Annotated in this window: 14 protein-coding genes, 1 pseudogene and 1 riboswitch; of the genes and pseudogenes, 8 read left to right on the top strand and 7 right to left on the bottom strand. The window is 68.1% G+C overall.

Features of this window, described 5'->3' with window-relative positions; genetic code table 11:
• The first annotated feature begins 27 nt into the window (after nt 1–27).
• The 4 genes from QSJ19_RS18805 (at nt 28) to QSJ19_RS18790 (ending at nt 2757) form a co-directional block, all read left to right on the top strand.
• On the top strand, nt 28–1191 hold the full coding sequence (locus QSJ19_RS18805) for a sensor histidine kinase (protein WP_286322517.1): 1164 nt from the start codon (nt 28–30) through the stop codon (nt 1189–1191).
• Nucleotides 1188–1847 carry a response regulator gene (locus tag QSJ19_RS18800; protein WP_286322516.1) on the top strand — a complete coding sequence of 220 codons (660 nt, stop codon included), beginning with the start codon at nt 1188–1190 and terminating at the stop codon, nt 1845–1847. Before QSJ19_RS18805 ends, QSJ19_RS18800 begins: the two co-directional genes overlap by 4 nt.
• A 114-nt stretch (nt 1848–1961) precedes the next feature.
• On the top strand, nt 1962–2342 hold the full coding sequence (locus tag QSJ19_RS18795; RefSeq protein ID WP_286322515.1) for an Rv0313 family protein: 381 nt from the start codon (nt 1962–1964) through the stop codon (nt 2340–2342).
• Between the two features lie 23 nt (nt 2343–2365).
• Nucleotides 2366–2429, top strand: a riboswitch (guanidine-III (ykkC-III) riboswitch).
• 13 nt (nt 2430–2442) lie between these two features.
• Entirely contained in the window at nt 2443–2757 is a 315-nt protein-coding gene (locus QSJ19_RS18790) for a DMT family transporter (protein ID WP_286322514.1), read from the top strand.
• Nucleotides 2758–2821: 64 nt separating this feature from the next.
• On the opposite strand, the gene QSJ19_RS18785 is transcribed toward QSJ19_RS18790, so the two are convergent.
• Together QSJ19_RS18785 and QSJ19_RS18780 are read right to left on the bottom strand one after the other, a co-directional pair.
• Nucleotides 2822–3247 carry an acyl-CoA thioesterase gene (locus tag QSJ19_RS18785; protein WP_286322593.1) on the bottom strand — a complete coding sequence of 142 codons (426 nt, stop codon included), beginning with the start codon at nt 3245–3247 and terminating at the stop codon, nt 2822–2824.
• Nucleotides 3248–3420: 173 nt separating this feature from the next.
• On the bottom strand, nt 3421–4167 hold the full coding sequence (locus tag QSJ19_RS18780) for a hypothetical protein (protein WP_286322513.1): 747 nt from the start codon (nt 4165–4167) through the stop codon (nt 3421–3423).
• Nucleotides 4168–4417: 250 nt separating this feature from the next.
• Between QSJ19_RS18780 and QSJ19_RS18775 the strand changes: the two are divergent.
• Nucleotides 4418–4672, top strand: a pseudogene (locus QSJ19_RS18775) (cation:proton antiporter); the annotation flags it as partial.
• Nucleotides 4673–4761: 89 nt separating this feature from the next.
• Here the strand turns inward: QSJ19_RS18775 and QSJ19_RS18770 are convergent.
• From QSJ19_RS18770 to QSJ19_RS18755, 4 genes are all read right to left on the bottom strand, one after another.
• Complete coding sequence (locus tag QSJ19_RS18770; RefSeq protein WP_286322512.1) at nt 4762–5085, bottom strand: transglycosylase family protein; 324 nt, start codon at nt 5083–5085, stop codon at nt 4762–4764.
• A gap of 275 nt (nt 5086–5360) precedes the next feature.
• The gene (locus QSJ19_RS18765) at nt 5361–5999 is read right to left on the bottom strand and encodes an HhH-GDP family DNA glycosylase (RefSeq protein WP_286322511.1); all 639 of its coding nucleotides are present in this window, start codon (nt 5997–5999) and stop codon (nt 5361–5363) included.
• Between the two features lie 82 nt (nt 6000–6081).
• Entirely contained in the window at nt 6082–6276 is a 195-nt protein-coding gene (locus tag QSJ19_RS18760; protein ID WP_286322510.1) for a YbdD/YjiX family protein, read from the bottom strand.
• Nucleotides 6273–8591, bottom strand: coding sequence for a carbon starvation CstA family protein (locus QSJ19_RS18755; protein ID WP_286322509.1), 2319 nt, complete (start codon nt 8589–8591; stop codon nt 6273–6275). The genes QSJ19_RS18760 and QSJ19_RS18755 overlap by 4 nt, the downstream gene beginning before the upstream one ends.
• A gap of 110 nt (nt 8592–8701) precedes the next feature.
• On the opposite strand from QSJ19_RS18755, the gene QSJ19_RS18750 reads away from it, so the two are divergent.
• Entirely contained in the window at nt 8702–11005 is a 2304-nt protein-coding gene (locus QSJ19_RS18750) for a glycoside hydrolase family 3 C-terminal domain-containing protein (RefSeq protein ID WP_286322508.1), read from the top strand.
• Between the two features lie 12 nt (nt 11006–11017).
• Here the strand turns inward: QSJ19_RS18750 and QSJ19_RS18745 are convergent, their stop codons facing one another.
• Entirely contained in the window at nt 11018–12385 is a 1368-nt protein-coding gene (locus QSJ19_RS18745; RefSeq protein ID WP_286322507.1) for a cytochrome P450, read from the bottom strand.
• A 107-nt stretch (nt 12386–12492) separates the two neighbouring features.
• On the opposite strand from QSJ19_RS18745, the gene QSJ19_RS18740 reads away from it, so the two are divergent.
• Both QSJ19_RS18740 and QSJ19_RS18735 read left to right on the top strand, forming a co-directional pair.
• Nucleotides 12493–13140: a TetR/AcrR family transcriptional regulator gene (locus tag QSJ19_RS18740; RefSeq protein WP_286322506.1), complete on the top strand. Its 648-nt coding sequence runs from the start codon at nt 12493–12495 to the stop codon at nt 13138–13140.
• A gap of 15 nt (nt 13141–13155) precedes the next feature.
• The gene (locus QSJ19_RS18735; protein WP_286322505.1) at nt 13156–13989 is read left to right on the top strand and encodes an enoyl-CoA hydratase; all 834 of its coding nucleotides are present in this window, start codon (nt 13156–13158) and stop codon (nt 13987–13989) included.
• Nucleotides 13990–14411: the final 422 nt, after the last annotated feature.

Below are 14411 nucleotides of genomic sequence, written 5' to 3'. Positions count from 1 at the left end.
CGAGGAACCGCCGATTACGGTGGGGGTGTGCGCCCCGAGGACTATCAGCCGACATTGACGTGGTGGAGCCACATCTGGCGGTTGATCCTGATGCTCGTGATCTCCGGCATCGTCTGGGGCACACGCCTCGGATATCAATGGGAGCACGCACTCTGGTGGTTCGCGCTGGATCTGGGCGTCGGTGTGCTCACCTACCTCGCGGTCTGGTGGCGTCGATCCCACCCGGTCGCGGTCGCCACGGTGGGGAACCTCGCGAGCATGGTGTCCACCAGTTCGGCCGGCGCCGGTGCACTCGCGATGGTCTCGCTGTCGACCCGACGTCACTGGCACGAGATCGTCCCGCAGGTCGGTCTGGCCCTCGTGTGCGGCGTGGTCGCCGAGGAGTTCTTCAACGTCCCCGACGTCGAGGAGCCCCTGGTCCTGCGCTACGGGATCATGGTGGCGGTCATCGCGACGATGGTGGCCTGGGGCATGTACATCGGGTCGCGGCGCGAACTGCTCGCGAGTTGGCGTGCGCGGGCGATGCTGGCCGAGGCCGAACGGGACGCGGAGGTCCGGCAGGCCAGATCGGTCGAGCGGGCGCGGATCGCCCGGGAGATGCATGACGTCCTGGCACACCGGATCTCGACGATAAGCATGTACGCGGGGGCGCTGTCCTACCGCGACGACCTCGATCGCGGACAGATCCGGGAGACGGCGCAGACCATTCGTGAGACGTCGCATCGGGCGCTGACCGAGCTCCGCGAGGTGCTCGGTGTCCTCCGGGAAGGTCCAGGTGATGCCGATCCGGAACAGCCGCAAGCACTCCCGGAGGATCTCGAGGTTCTCGTCGACGAGAACCGTGCCAGCGGGATGCGGATCGAGTATCACTGTTCCGCCGATCTGACCGGGATGTCCCCGGCCCGGTTCCGCACCCTGTACCGGTGCCTGCAGGAGGCCCTGACCAACGCCCGCAAGCATGCACCGGCGTCGACCGTCACCGTCCGGATCAAGGGTGACGAGGAATCGGGGGTCGATCTGCTCGTCGACAACCCGCTGTTGCTGCGTGCCGACGACCAGACGCTGCCGAGGTCGGGACTCGGTCTCGTCGGCGTCGCCGAACGCGTGGCGCTCAGCGGCGGCCGGCAGTCGGCGCTGCGCACCGACGACCGTCACTTCGTCCTACACGTCTGGCTACCGTGGCAATCATGACCGCGCGCATCATGATCGTCGACGACGACCCGCTCGTCCGTTCCGGACTGCGCCTGCTCCTGGGCGGCGACTCCGATCTCGACGTCGTCGCCGAGGCCGCGAACGGTCAGGACGCGGTGGACCGGCATGCCACGGACCCGGTCGACATGCTGCTGATGGACCTACGGATGCCGGTGTTGGACGGGATCGCCGCGACGACCGCGCTCAAGGCGCTCGACGATCCGCCCGCGGTCATCGTGCTGACGACCTTCGACGCCGACGACCACGTCGTCCGGGCGCTCGCCGTCGGCGCGGACGGATTCCTGCTCAAGGACACCCCGCCGCACGACATCGTCGCCGCGATCAAGAACGTGCTCCGTGGGCAGCCCGCGCTGAGTCCGTCGGTGACGGCGGCGCTGATCAAACAGGTGGTCGCCGGCGATGCCGGTGCGGCCGGTCGCACGACCGACGCCCACGCTGCGCTGTCCGTGCTGACCGAGCGGGAACGGGACGTCGCGATCTGCCTGGCCACGGGTGCGTCGAACGCGGAGATCGCCGCGCAGCTGTACATGAGCGTGGCGACCGTGAAGGCCCACATCTCGCACATCTTCACCAAACTCGGCACCTCGAACCGGGTGCAGGTGGCGATCCTGCTACATGATGCGGGCCTGGCCTGACGGGCGTCGTCCGGGCAGGATACGACCGGTGGCGGGCGTGTCCGATTCTGTGGACACTGGAGTCCACACGGCGACAGGTCACATGACGCCGGCCCGCTACCCCAGGAGGACATGATGGCGGAGAACAACGGACCATTCGGGATGAGCCCGGAGGACTTCGACAGGTTCGCTCGCGAGGCCTCCGACGGCGTCCGCGACATCGTCGGCAAGTTCCTGTCCAACCCCGGCGGCCAGGCCACATGGTCGACGCTGTTCTCCGAGACCGGGCGCAGTGCCCGTCCCGAGCCGGAGACCACCGGCGAGACCGGCACCGGCGTCTGGGCGGTCTTCGTGGTCAGCGACGACGGTGGGGCACGCGTCGAACAGGTCTACGCCACGGAGCTCGATGCGTTGCGCGCCAACAAACACAACACCGATCCGCGCCGTAAGGTTCGCTTCCTGCCCTACGGCATCACGGTGAGTGCGCTCGACGAGGACGATTCGCCGGAGGCCTGATCCCCGCCGACGTTGCTACCGTGGGTGGGTCGACGATGACAATCCGGACGAGCCCGCCGTACCCGGCCCGCGACAAGACGGTGGCGTGGAGGTCAGTGCCATGTCGTGGCTCGTTCTCGTCATTTCTGGTGTGCTCGAAGCGGTTTGGGCGACCGCGATGGGCAAGTCCGAGGGTTTCACCAAGCTGGCGCCGAGTGTCGTCTTCGCCGCCGCGCTCGTCGCGAGCATGGGCGGTCTCGCCTATGCGATGCGCGATCTACCGACCGGAACGGCGTATGCGGTCTGGGTCGGCATCGGCGCGACGCTGACCGTCGTCTACGCGATGATGACCGGCGAGGAATCGATCAGTGTGATCAAGAGGCTCTGCATCGTCGCGATCGTCGGCGGTGTCATCGGACTCAGGATGGCCGGCTGAGCACTCACCGATCACGACCCGAGCCGGTGTGGACATCGATCCGGCTCAGATCACTGCGCGGATCTCACTGCGCCGATCTCAGCGCCGCGCGCCGGTCCTGCGCCTCGCGGAATCGGCGGTGCTGGAGGTCGGTGACCGGGACGAGTTGGGGGACCGGGTGCGGCCGACCGTCGTCGTCGGTGGCCACCATCGTGAAATAGCAACTGTTCGTGTGCCGACGTTCACCGGTGAGCACATTCTCCGTGTCCACCCGGATGCCGACCTCCATCGAGGTCCGCCCGGTGTAGTTGACGGACGCCGACAACGTGAGCACCTCACCCACCCGGATCGGTTCGCGGAAGATCACCCGGTCCACCGACAACGTGACGGCGTAACGCCGCGAGTATCTGCTCGCGCAGGCATATGCCACCTGATCGAGCAGTTTCAGCAGCGTCCCACCGTGCACGTTGCCGGCGAAGTTGGCCATGTCGGGTGTCATCAACAACGACATCGACAGGCTGATCCGGTCGTTGCCGGTGCCGCCCCCGGTATCGGCCGGGAACTCGCCACCGGCTGCCTCGGTGATCTCCATCTGTTGCTCCCGTCCGCGTGAGTGAGGTGATCGCACATCACCTTCTCAGCTACCGGCGGGTTGTGCTGGGGAGTCGGGGAGAGGAACACCCGTCAGCGAGTGGGGGGCTCCGCGAGTCCCTGGGCGAGTCCGACGCCGGCGCCGACCCCCGCACCGATGGCGGTGAAGGGCGCCGCGGTCACGGCGGCGCCGGTGGCGGCTCCGGCGACCGGACCGGCGACGAGGCCGGCGGGCAGGAACGGGACGCCTGCGACGAGACCGGCGACGCCGCCGACCACGCCGCCGACCACGCCGGCGGCGGCCGCCAGCGGTGCGCCGACGGTGCCCGTGGCGACCGCGGCCCCCGTCGCTGCACCGGCGACGGTCGCCGCGGCCACGCGATCCGATCGTGCCGGGTCGAGCCCGACTGAGTCGCCGAAGGTCGCGATCTGCGCCTCGGCACCGGCGGCGGCGTCGTTGACCTGATCGGTCTGTTCTGCGGGCAACCACTGGGGTGTCGGCGCCTGCACGTCGCCGATGCGAACGGTGTCGGCCGGTGGTGTGATCGACCGGACAGGTGCAGCCGGGGTCGGTCCATGTAGCGCGCCGAAGTCGACCGGCTGCAGGGAGCGACCCCGGGGCAGCGGACGTGTCCCCGGGCCGACGCGCTTCGCGTCGGCGTCGGCGTGGTCGGCGACGGGCCGCGCCGCGTCGTACGAATGTCCGGTGTCCGACGCCGCGGAGGCGATGTCGGCTCCGGCGAACGTAAGGACGGCTGGTGCCGACCCGGCGGCCACCCAGGTCACCATCCGCGATCGCCGGTGCGGCGCGCGATGACGACCATGCGTGCGTGTGCTCACGAATACCTCCGTCGTCTGAACGTGTTGCTCTGGCACACGGGGTTCGCGTGGGGGAGACCGCCGGATGGGTCGTCGGGGGCCGCTGATGTGTCGTCGGAGCCCTCCGCCCGGGGGTGGGTGAAGATGTCCGAATGCTGCTGCTCGCCGAGGCCACGACGGCGCCGGACACGGCGATCATCTCGCTCTTCTGGGTGACTCTCGCAGTGGCGCTCTCGCCGATCCTGGCCAAGGCACTGCGCGGCCATATGCACCGGTGTGGCTCAGTGAGCGGTTCGTCCCGCACGGGGCGAACCTGCCGGCGGAGCCCGAGCGCGTCCAGCTGGCGCTCTACGCCGCCACCGGCCTCCCCATCATCGGGGCGGTGACGCAGTTCGCGACCGAGGCCGGACTGATGTCGACCGACCTGGCGTTGACGCTGGTCGCGGCCGGCGCGACGACGGTACTGCTGTTCCCGATGATCGCATGCCTGATCGGTTCGCGGTCCGGGTCTGTCCGCGCCCCCTGATGAGAGTGACCTGTGAGCGACGGCGAACGCCGGACCGACGCGTCATGGATGACGCGAGGGCCCGGCGTTCGAGGTGTCGGTCAGCCGACTCAGAGGTTGGAACCGCAGACCGGCCACGCGCCCGGCCCCTGGGTAGCGAGCACGTTCTCGGCGACGCGGATCTGCTCGTCACGCGATGCGTCGGCAGGGTTGCCGCTGCCACCGTTGGCCTCCCAGGTGCTCTGCGTGAACTGCAGACCGCCGTAGAAACCGTTGCCGGTGTTGGTGGACCAGTTGCCACCGCTCTCGCACTGTGCAACAGCGTCCCAGTTGCCGGCCGCCGATGCGGTTCCGGCGAACGCTGCGAGCGGGGCCAGGGTCATCGCGCCGACGAGTCCGGCGCGCACTGCGAGCTTCTTCATGCTGATGGTCATCGTTCCTCCTATCGCCGCCCCGTAGCGGGCTGGGCAGCTGATCTTCGGACCGGTGGCGACCGTACAAGCCGATAACGGAAAGGTCACGTCGCATCGGTGACCTGCAGGATTATTATCACGTCTGGATAACAGCGATATCATTACAGTGAATTGCCTGCGCATCGCGGAATTCCGCTGAGGATGTCGCGCTTGTCGAATTCCCATGTCCGGTGACGAGGAACACACAATTCTTGTGCGGTGGATCACTCCGCGGAACCGGCTGACGGAGGAGCGGCTCAGGCCAGTTCTGCGCGGAGTCCGTCGTCGAGGGATGCGCGCACGAGGGCCGCGGCCAGGACTGCCGGCCGGCCGTCGGCGAGCGTGGCCAACGCCTCTGGATCGTCGGGCAGACCGAGGTCGGACGCCGCCGACAGCGCGCGCTTGTCGAAGTACGGTGACACCCACGTCCAGACGTCCTGGACCTCGCGCAGGAAGACGTCCGCCCCGACCGGGCCGATACCGGTGAACTCCTGCAGCAGGTCTGCCGCCCGGTCGGTGTCGTGCCCGGCCCGCTCCGCCAGTTCACGCAGGTCGCCGTGGTAGTCGTCGAGCACCCGGCGCGCCGCGTCGCCGAGTCGGGTGGCGGTGCTCTCGTCGTAGCGCACGTAATGCCCCCGTCCGAGGGCGTCCACGAGATCCTGCCACGACGCGTCGGCCATCTTCTGTGGCGTCCGGTGGTCGGAGGCGAAGAGTTCGCACGCTGCCGCTACCGCGATGTCCGCGGAGATGCGCGCGCTGAGCAGCAGCGAGAGCACCAGCAGCTCGAACAGCGGCGCCGGCGTGTCCTTGAGGGTGATCCCGGCATCGTCGGCATAGGTGCGCCCGGCGCGCTCGATGAGTGCCGTGGCGGTGGTGCGCTGAGCTCGGGTTGTCACCGGGTGATCCCTTCGTCGTCGGAGACCCCGGGGTACCCGGCGCGGTGAGGATCAATCCCGGTGCCACGGATCGCGGCGATCGTCAGCAGCAGCGTGCCCCCGGGTTGCGGTCCTGTTCCGCGTACCGGTTGCGCCAGTATTCGCGCTCGGACAGCACCGGCTCGCCCGGATGCGTCCGTTCCCGGTGCTCGACGTACCGCGCGTAATCGCGATCGCCCATCACACTGCCCACGTACCAGGACAACGCGGCGGCACCGCGGCGCAAACCGTCGATCATGGTGACCTCGTGCCGGATTCGGCTCCCGAACCGCCGCCGTCGCCCGTGCCCGGCGTCGACGACGATGTGGCGAGGGCCGGTCTGTACTCGTCCCACGCGCGCTGGACCTGCTTCTCCACCGGTGTTGGGAGCAGCCCCTTCGGCCCGAAGATGTGCGACGGGACCGGCTCGTCCTCGGTCGTCGGCAGACCGCGCTTGCGGACCGCCTGCACGCAGATGTACGCGCCGACGACGGCGACGATCAGCACCAGGACGGCGAAGACGATCGACAGGGTGCCCTGGATGAAGGTGTTGCGGATGACGGCGTCGATCTCGTCGGCGGTCTTGGCCGTCTTGAACGTGGTCAGTCCCTGATCCCGCGCGTCGACGAACGCCCGGTGCTGCGCCCAGTAGCCGATGGACGGATTGCTGGAGAAGATCTTCTGCCACGAGGCCGACATCGTGACGATCAGATCCCACACGAGCGGCACGCCCGGGACCCACGCCCACCTGAACTGTCCGCGTTTCATCAGCACGACCGTCACCACGGTGAGCGCGACTGCGGCGAGGAGTTGGTTGGCGATGCCGAAGAGCGGGAACAACGTGTTGATGCCGCCGAGCGGATCGGTCACACCCATCAGCAGGATCGACCCCCAGCCGGCACAGACGATCAGCGTGCACAGCCAGGCGCCCGGACGCCAGGACGGATCCTTGAAGCGCTTGGCGCCGGGCAGGTTTCCGATCCCGTCCGACAACATGAATCGCGCGACGCGGGTGCCGGCGTCGACGGTGGTCAGGATGAACAGCGCCTCGAACATGATCGCGAAGTGATACCAGAACGATCGCAGCGATTCGCCGCCGATCGCGTCCTGCAGGGTATCGGCCATGCCCATCGCGAGTGTGGGCGCGCCGCCCGTCTTCGAGACGACCGACGCCTCCTCGACACCATCGGCCGCCTGCTGGAAATACTCGCCGGACACCGGTGGACCCGACAGCCCCAGACCGTTGACGTAGTCGGCGGCGCCGTCCGGGGTGCCGCCGGTGACCGCCTTCGGTGCGTTCATACCGAAGTAGAGGTGCTGATCGAGGATGCACGCCGTGATGAGCGCCATGATCGCGACGAACGACTCGGTGAGCATGCCGCCGTAACCGATGATCCGGGCCTGGCCCTCCTTCGCGAGCATCTTCGGGGTCGTTCCCGAGGCGATGAGGGAGTGGAAGCCGGACAGCGCACCGCAGGCGATGGTGATGAACAGGAACGGGAACAGCTCACCGGCGAAGGCCGGCCCCTGTCCGTTCCATGCGAAGTCGCTGACCGCGGGTGCTTGCATGACCGGACGGACCAGCAGGATGCCGAGCGCGAGCAGCGCGATCGTGCCGACCTTCATGAAGGTCGACAGATAGTCGCGCGGAGCGAGCAACAACCACACCGGCAGCACGGCGGCGGCGATGCCGTAGATGATGATCGCCCAGCTGAGGATGACCGGCGACAGGCTGAACCAATCGTGGCCCCAGGACGATTCACCGACATACCGTCCCGCGACGATCGCGGCGAGCAGCAGGACGACACCGATGGCGGACACCTCGGAGACGCGGCCGGGACGCAGGTATCGCAGGTAGACCCCCATGAACAGTGCGATGGGGATGGTCATCGCGATGGAGAAGACGCCCCACGGGCTCTCGGCGAGCGCGTTGACGACGACGAGTGCCAGCACGGCGATCAGGATGATCATGATGACGAACACCGCGACGATCGCGGCCGTCCCGCCGACCGCGCCGAGTTCGTCGCGCGCCATCTGGCCCAGGCTGCGCCCGCGACGCCGCGTCGAGATCGACAGCACCAGATAGTCCTGCACACAGCCGGCGAGAACGGCACCGACGATGATCCAGATGGTGCCCGGCAGATACCCCATCTGGGCGGCCAGCACCGGACCGACCAGCGGTCCGGCACCGGCGATCGCCGCGAAATGGTGGCCGAACAGCACGCGGCGATCGGTCGGCATGTAGTCACGCGAGTTGTCGAGGACCTCGGCCGGTGTCGCGTGATCGTCGCGCGGCTTCACGACTTTCATCTCGATCAGCCGGGCGTAGAACCGGTAGGCGATGACGTAGGTGCACACGGCGGCGAGGACGAACCAGACCGCGTTCACCGTCTCCCCGCGGACGAAGGCGACGATCGCCCACGAGATGGCACCGATCAGACCGATCACCGCGAACAGGATCTTCTTCGGCGTGGTCATCGGGGAGCGGTCGATGATCGCCACGGGTGGTGCGTCCGGGTCGGTTCTGACGAACTCGATGTTCGGGTCGTCCGCGCGTTCGTCGGTAATCGTCATCAGCGCAACCTTCCTCGGGCGAGTGTGGCCCGCGTCACTATACATCTCGCTGCACGTCCCACCCGTGGGGGACATTGAAACGAGACGAACCCTCCGGCAGTGTGGGCGGTATGTCGAGCACTGCGCCCTCGGGTGGTCCGGACGAACCTCATCAGAGCGGGCAGGACGCGTTCACCCGACCGACCGTTTATCGTCAGCGGGCGCAGGAGATCGTGGCCGGCTGCACCGTCGCGCAGAAGGCCTCTCTGACGTCGGGGGCCTCGTTCTGGCACACGCTCGGGCTACCCGATGCCGAGGTCGCGCCGGTGATGTTGACCGACGGCCCGCATGGAATCCGCAAGCAGAGTGGTGACGCGGATGCCCTCGGACTCAACGATTCTGTTGCGGCCGTGTGCTTTCCGCCTGCAGTGGCGATGGCCTCGTCCTTCGACCCGGATCTGGTCGAGCTCGTCGGTGACGCGATCGGGACCGAGTGTGTCGCGCAGGGCGTCGGAGTGATCCTGGGTCCGGGGATCAACATCAAGCGGTCACCGCTGGGCGGCCGGAACTTCGAGTATCTTTCCGAGGACCCGTTTCTGACCGGGCGGATCGGGGCGGCCCTGGTGCGGGGGGTGCAGCGCCACGGTATCGGCACGTCGGTCAAGCATTTCGCCGTCAACAATCAGGAGCACGAACGGCTCCGGGTCAGTGCCGACGTCGACGACCGGCCGCTGCACGAGATCTATCTCCGCGCGTTCGAACACATCGTCCGGACCGAACAGCCGTGGACGATCATGGCGTCCTACAACAAGATCAACGGCGTGTACGCGACCCAGAACGCGTGGCTGTTGACCGAGACCTTGCGCGGGCGATGGGGTTTCGACGGGTTGGTGGTGTCCGACTGGATGGCCGTCGACGACCGGGTCGCGGCACTCGCGGCGGGTCTGGATCTCGAGATGCCCTCGAGCGGAGACATCGGGCCCGGTGCGGTGCGCGATGCCGTCGCCGACGGACGCATCCCCGGCGACGTGCTCGACGAGTCGGCGACCCGCGTCGTCGAACTCGCGCTGGCCGCCGCCGAGACGGCCGATGCCGATGCCTCCTACGATCGCGACGCCCACCACCGGTTGGCCCGCGACGTCGCACGGCGGTGTCCGGTGTTGCTGCGCAACGACGACGTCGACACGGCAGGCGCGCTCCTGCCGCTGTCACCGTCGACGTCGGTGGCCGTCATCGGGGAGTTCGCGTGGACGCCGCGCATCCAGGGCGGCGGCAGTTCGCGGATCAATCCGTTCCGGGTCGACGTCGCGCTCGACGAGATGCGAGCGATCGCCGATCCGGACGCTGTCGATTTCGCACCCGGATTCGTCATCGGCGCAACGGAATCCGATCCAGATCTCGTAGACGATGCCGTCGCCGCCGCGCGGTGGGCCGACGTGGCGGTGGTGTTCGTCGGACTCGGCGACGACGATGAGTCCGAGGGTTTCGATCGGGACGACTGGGCTCTGCCGGCCCCGCAGATCGACCTGGTGGTCCGGGTTCTCGAGGCCAATCCACGGACGGTCGTGGTGGTGTCCAACGGTGGTGTCGTCGACCTCGCCGAGGTGGATGCGGCGCCGGCGATCCTGGAGGCGTGGCTGCTCGGTCAGGCCGGTGGCGGCGCGATCGCCGACATTCTCTACGGTCTGGCCGATCCGTCGGGTCGCCTCGCCGAGACGATCCCGATGCGCCTCGAGGACAGTCCCGCATTCCTGGACTTCGGCGACGAGCACCTCCACGTGCGGTACGGGGAGGGTGTGTTCGTCGGCTACCGCTGGTACGACGCCCGTGGGCTCACTGTTCGATACCCGTTCGGGCACGGTCTGTCCTACACCACCTTCGACTTCACCGATCTCCGGGTGGACACCGCCGACGACGGTCTGCGGGTCGAGGTGACCGTCCGCAACACCGGCGATCGGCCGGGCCGGGCGGTAGCGCAGGTCTACCTCGCGCATCTCTCGTCGGCGGTGGCGCGCGCACCGCGTGCGTTGGCGGGAGTCGGGATCGCCGACCTGGAGCCCGCAGAGAGCAGGCGAATCGCGATCGACGTGCCGAGAAGTGAACTCGCATACTGGGATCGGTCGGTCGATGCCTGGGTCGTCGAAGGTGGTGACCATCGCGTGGAGATCGGGGCGTCGAGTCGCGACATCCGGCTGACGACGACGGTGCGGATCGCCGGCGACGCGCTCGACGAACCGCTCGGCCCGTCGTCGACGCTGGGCGAGATCCTCGATCACCCCACCGCGGGACCGCGACTGCGTGCACGGATGGCCGCGACGATGGGAGTCGACGACCTGGATCCGACGATCCTGATGATGGTGTCGTCGTTCCCGATCGGCCGTGTCGCGCCGATGCTGGGACTCGACGCCGACGACGTCCTCGCCGAACAGGCGTGACGCCGCTCGGGATCAGGCCGTCCGCCGCCGCACCGTGACCATCCCACCACGCCGTGGAGCGTAGGCGACCCCGCGCGAGTGCCACGCCTCGCCGCGTGCGGTGGTCGGCTGGATAGTGAAGTCGCGCATGAGTGTTCGGAGTACGATGTCCATCTCCATCTGGGCGAACGCGGCCCCGATGCAGCGCCGGGTCCCTCCGCCGAACGGTAGCCACGCCGCCGACGGTGGCGTCCCGAGGAATCGGTTCGGATCGAACCGTTCCGGATCGCGGAACTGTGCACTGTCGTCGTGGAGCAACGAGATCGCGACGAAGATGTTGCAGCCCTTCGGGATTCGGTAAGGTCCCAGATCGACGTGGTCGGCGACGACGTGACGTCCGGCGAGGTCGATCACCGGTCGGCTCCGCTGGACCTCCATGATCGTGGCGAGGCGGAACTCACCGCCGCCGGCATCGACCTCCGCGGTCAGCTCGGCCAACACGTCCGGGTTGCGCTGCAGGCGTTCGACCGCCCACGCGAGGGTGGTGGCCGTCGTCTCGTGCCCGGCGACGAGGAGCGTCAGCAACTCGTCGGCGATCTCCGAGTCGGTCATCACCGTGCCGTCGTCGTAGTGGCTCTGCAGCATCAACGCCAGGATGTCACCGCGATCGTCGAGGGAGTCGTCGGCGCGCGCCTCTGCGATCAATCGGGCGATCGCTGCGTCGTAGGTCGCGCGCTGGGCGATGAACTGACGTCGCGGATCGACGCGGCCGAGCGAGAGGCCGATGTCCGGGATGGTGGCGAGACGTGAACCGACGGTGACCATCGGCGGGATGATCTCCCGTAGGGTGTCGAGCGCGCCGCCCTCTGCGCCGAACACGGTTCGCAGGATCACATTGAGCGTGACGCGATTCATCGATTCCAGCGTCGCGAACGGTGTTCCCGATGGCCAGGTCCTCGATTCGTTCTCGAACTCCTCCTCGACGATCGCCTCGTACGCGGCGATCCTCTTGCCGTGCAGGGGTGGCGTCAGGAGCTTGCGTCGTCGGCGGTGGTCGGTGCCCTCGAGCGCGAACACCGATCCGTCACCCAGGATGCGGCCCAGATTCGGGCGGACATTGTTCACCTGATCGGTCGGCGTGGTGAACAGCTGCCGGGCCATCGTCGGATCGGCGATCAGGACGACGCGGCCGAAGAGTGGGACACCGATGGTGAAGGCGTTGCCGTACCGGGCGCGCAGCGCGGCGATCGTCTGGCGTCTGCGCGCCACGAAGGCCACTCCCTGGAGGAGTGCCGGCAGTCGGGGGCCGGGCGGGAGGTGCGTGTCGTGGTCTCTGGCGTCCGATCTCGCGTCGTCGGTGCGGTCGTCATCAGTGGTGTCGATCGGCTGTGCGGTGCTCATCCCCGCACCCCCTTCCCGGGCCGGATCGGTGGTACAGCTTCGTACCGCACCGACGGTACGCCTGCGTACCAGGGATCGGCAAGGTTCTCGCGTCGTATCGTGGTGGAATGCCCGATGCAGCCGTGTCCGACGCCGGAGTCTCCACCGGGGAGCGCGCGGGGTCGTCGGCGGCCCCGCCCGCCGGGGGAGTGCGCGAGCGTCTCCTCGACGCGATGGCCACCTGCCTGATGCAACGCGGATATCGCGAGACCACCGTCGCCGATGTCGTACGCGTCGCCCGGACATCGCGGAGATCGTTCTATCAGGAGTTCACCGACAAACAGTCGTGCTTCGTCGAGCTGTTGCGTTCGGCCAACGACTCGATGATCGCCGCCATCGCGGACGGAGTGGACCGTGAGGCTGCGTGGACGGAGCAGATCCGCCAGGCGGTCGAGGCCTACGTCGGGGTCAGCGAGCGACATCCGGAGATCACCTGGAGTTGGATCCGCGAGCTGCCCGCGTTGGGGCACTCGGCACGTCAGGTCCAGGTCGACGCCATGGAATCGCTCATCGAGGTGCTCGTGCCGCTGACCGACTCACCGGCCATGCGGGCTGCCGGGATCAGCCCGATGAGCCATGCGACCGCGGTCATGATCTGGGGTGGCATACGTGAACTGGCCGCGTCCGCGGTCGAGGAGAAGCGATCGCTGTACACGATCGTCGAGCCCGCGGTGGCGGCGTGTGTGGCCCTCATCGGCGCGAACATCCAGAGTTGACCGGAGGTCCACACCATGTCGCAACACGTGTCACAGCGTCCGGATGTGCGACCCGCGGGTAACCCCGATGCGCAGGCCGAGGAGTGGGTGGAAGTGGCGATAGACCACCCGCTGGGGATCATCACCCTCACGGCCGCCCGGCGTCGGAATCCGTTGTCGACCACCACGATGCGTGCCATCGCGGACGGGTTGTGCCGGCTTGACGCCGACCCGGACGTGCGTGTGGTGATCATCCGTGCGGTGGGCCCGGCGTTCTCTGCCGGCCACGATCTCGGCGAATTGGTCGATCGCACTGTGGACGACGAGCGGGCCGTGTTCGCCGCCTGCACCGACCTCATGGCCGCCGTCCACGCGGTCGCGGTGCCGGTGATCGCCGAGGTCGCGGGAATCGCGTTCGCGGCCGGATGCCAACTGGTCGCCACCTGTGACCTCGCGGTCGCCGGTCGATCGGCCCGATTCAGTACCCCGGGCGTCCGGATCGGGCTGTTCTGTTCGACTCCGATGGTGGCGCTGACCCGGGCGATCGGGCGGAAGCGGGCGATGGCGATGCTCCTCACCGGGGACCCCATCGATGCCGCGACCGCCGCCGACTGGGGACTGATCAACGACGTCGTCGACGACGACGATCTCACCGATGTCGTCCGCGATCTCGCCTGCCGCATCGCGGCATCGAGTGCGTCGACGCTGGCCATCGGCAAGCGGGCTTTCTACGAGCAGGTCGATCTCGGCGAACGCGACGCATATCAGTTGATGCAGGAGACGATGTCGCAGAACGCGATCACCTGCGATGCCCAGGAGGGTATGAGCGCGTTCCTGCAGAAGCGGCCGCCGGTCTGGACCGACTCATGACCCGCGGCGTGGTCTCCCGCCCGACGGTCTGGACTCCGTGCCCGACGGCGTGATCGCGGCCAGTCGCCTTTCGGCGCGTCGCTGATACGGCAGCGCCCGACGTCTCGGGCGAGCCGCATCGCCTCACGCAGATCGTCTTTTCCGGGGTCACCGAGGATCCGCCGTGCGGTGCCGCGATACAGCACCGCCGGACCCCGGCACACCAGGCCGGGCCACTGGACGATCAGACCCGACGACCATGAGGCGACGAGATGCTCGATCCGCGAACAGATCTCGGCTGTCCCCGCCGCGGTGTACGGGTCGAGGGACACGGCGTGGAGTGCACCGATGCCTCGGCGAGGAGTCGGGCGCGGTCCGACAGCGCGCCGACCGTCGTGGCGAACCGATCCATCAACGTGGCGCTCGTCTCATAATCACCGCGC

This window comes from Gordonia sp. ABSL11-1 (assembly GCF_030315685.1).
In the GTDB taxonomy this organism is placed as follows: domain Bacteria; phylum Actinomycetota; class Actinomycetes; order Mycobacteriales; family Mycobacteriaceae; genus Gordonia.
The sequence above is the reverse complement of the archived record's forward strand: the minus strand, read 5'-3'. Positions and strand labels throughout refer to the sequence as shown.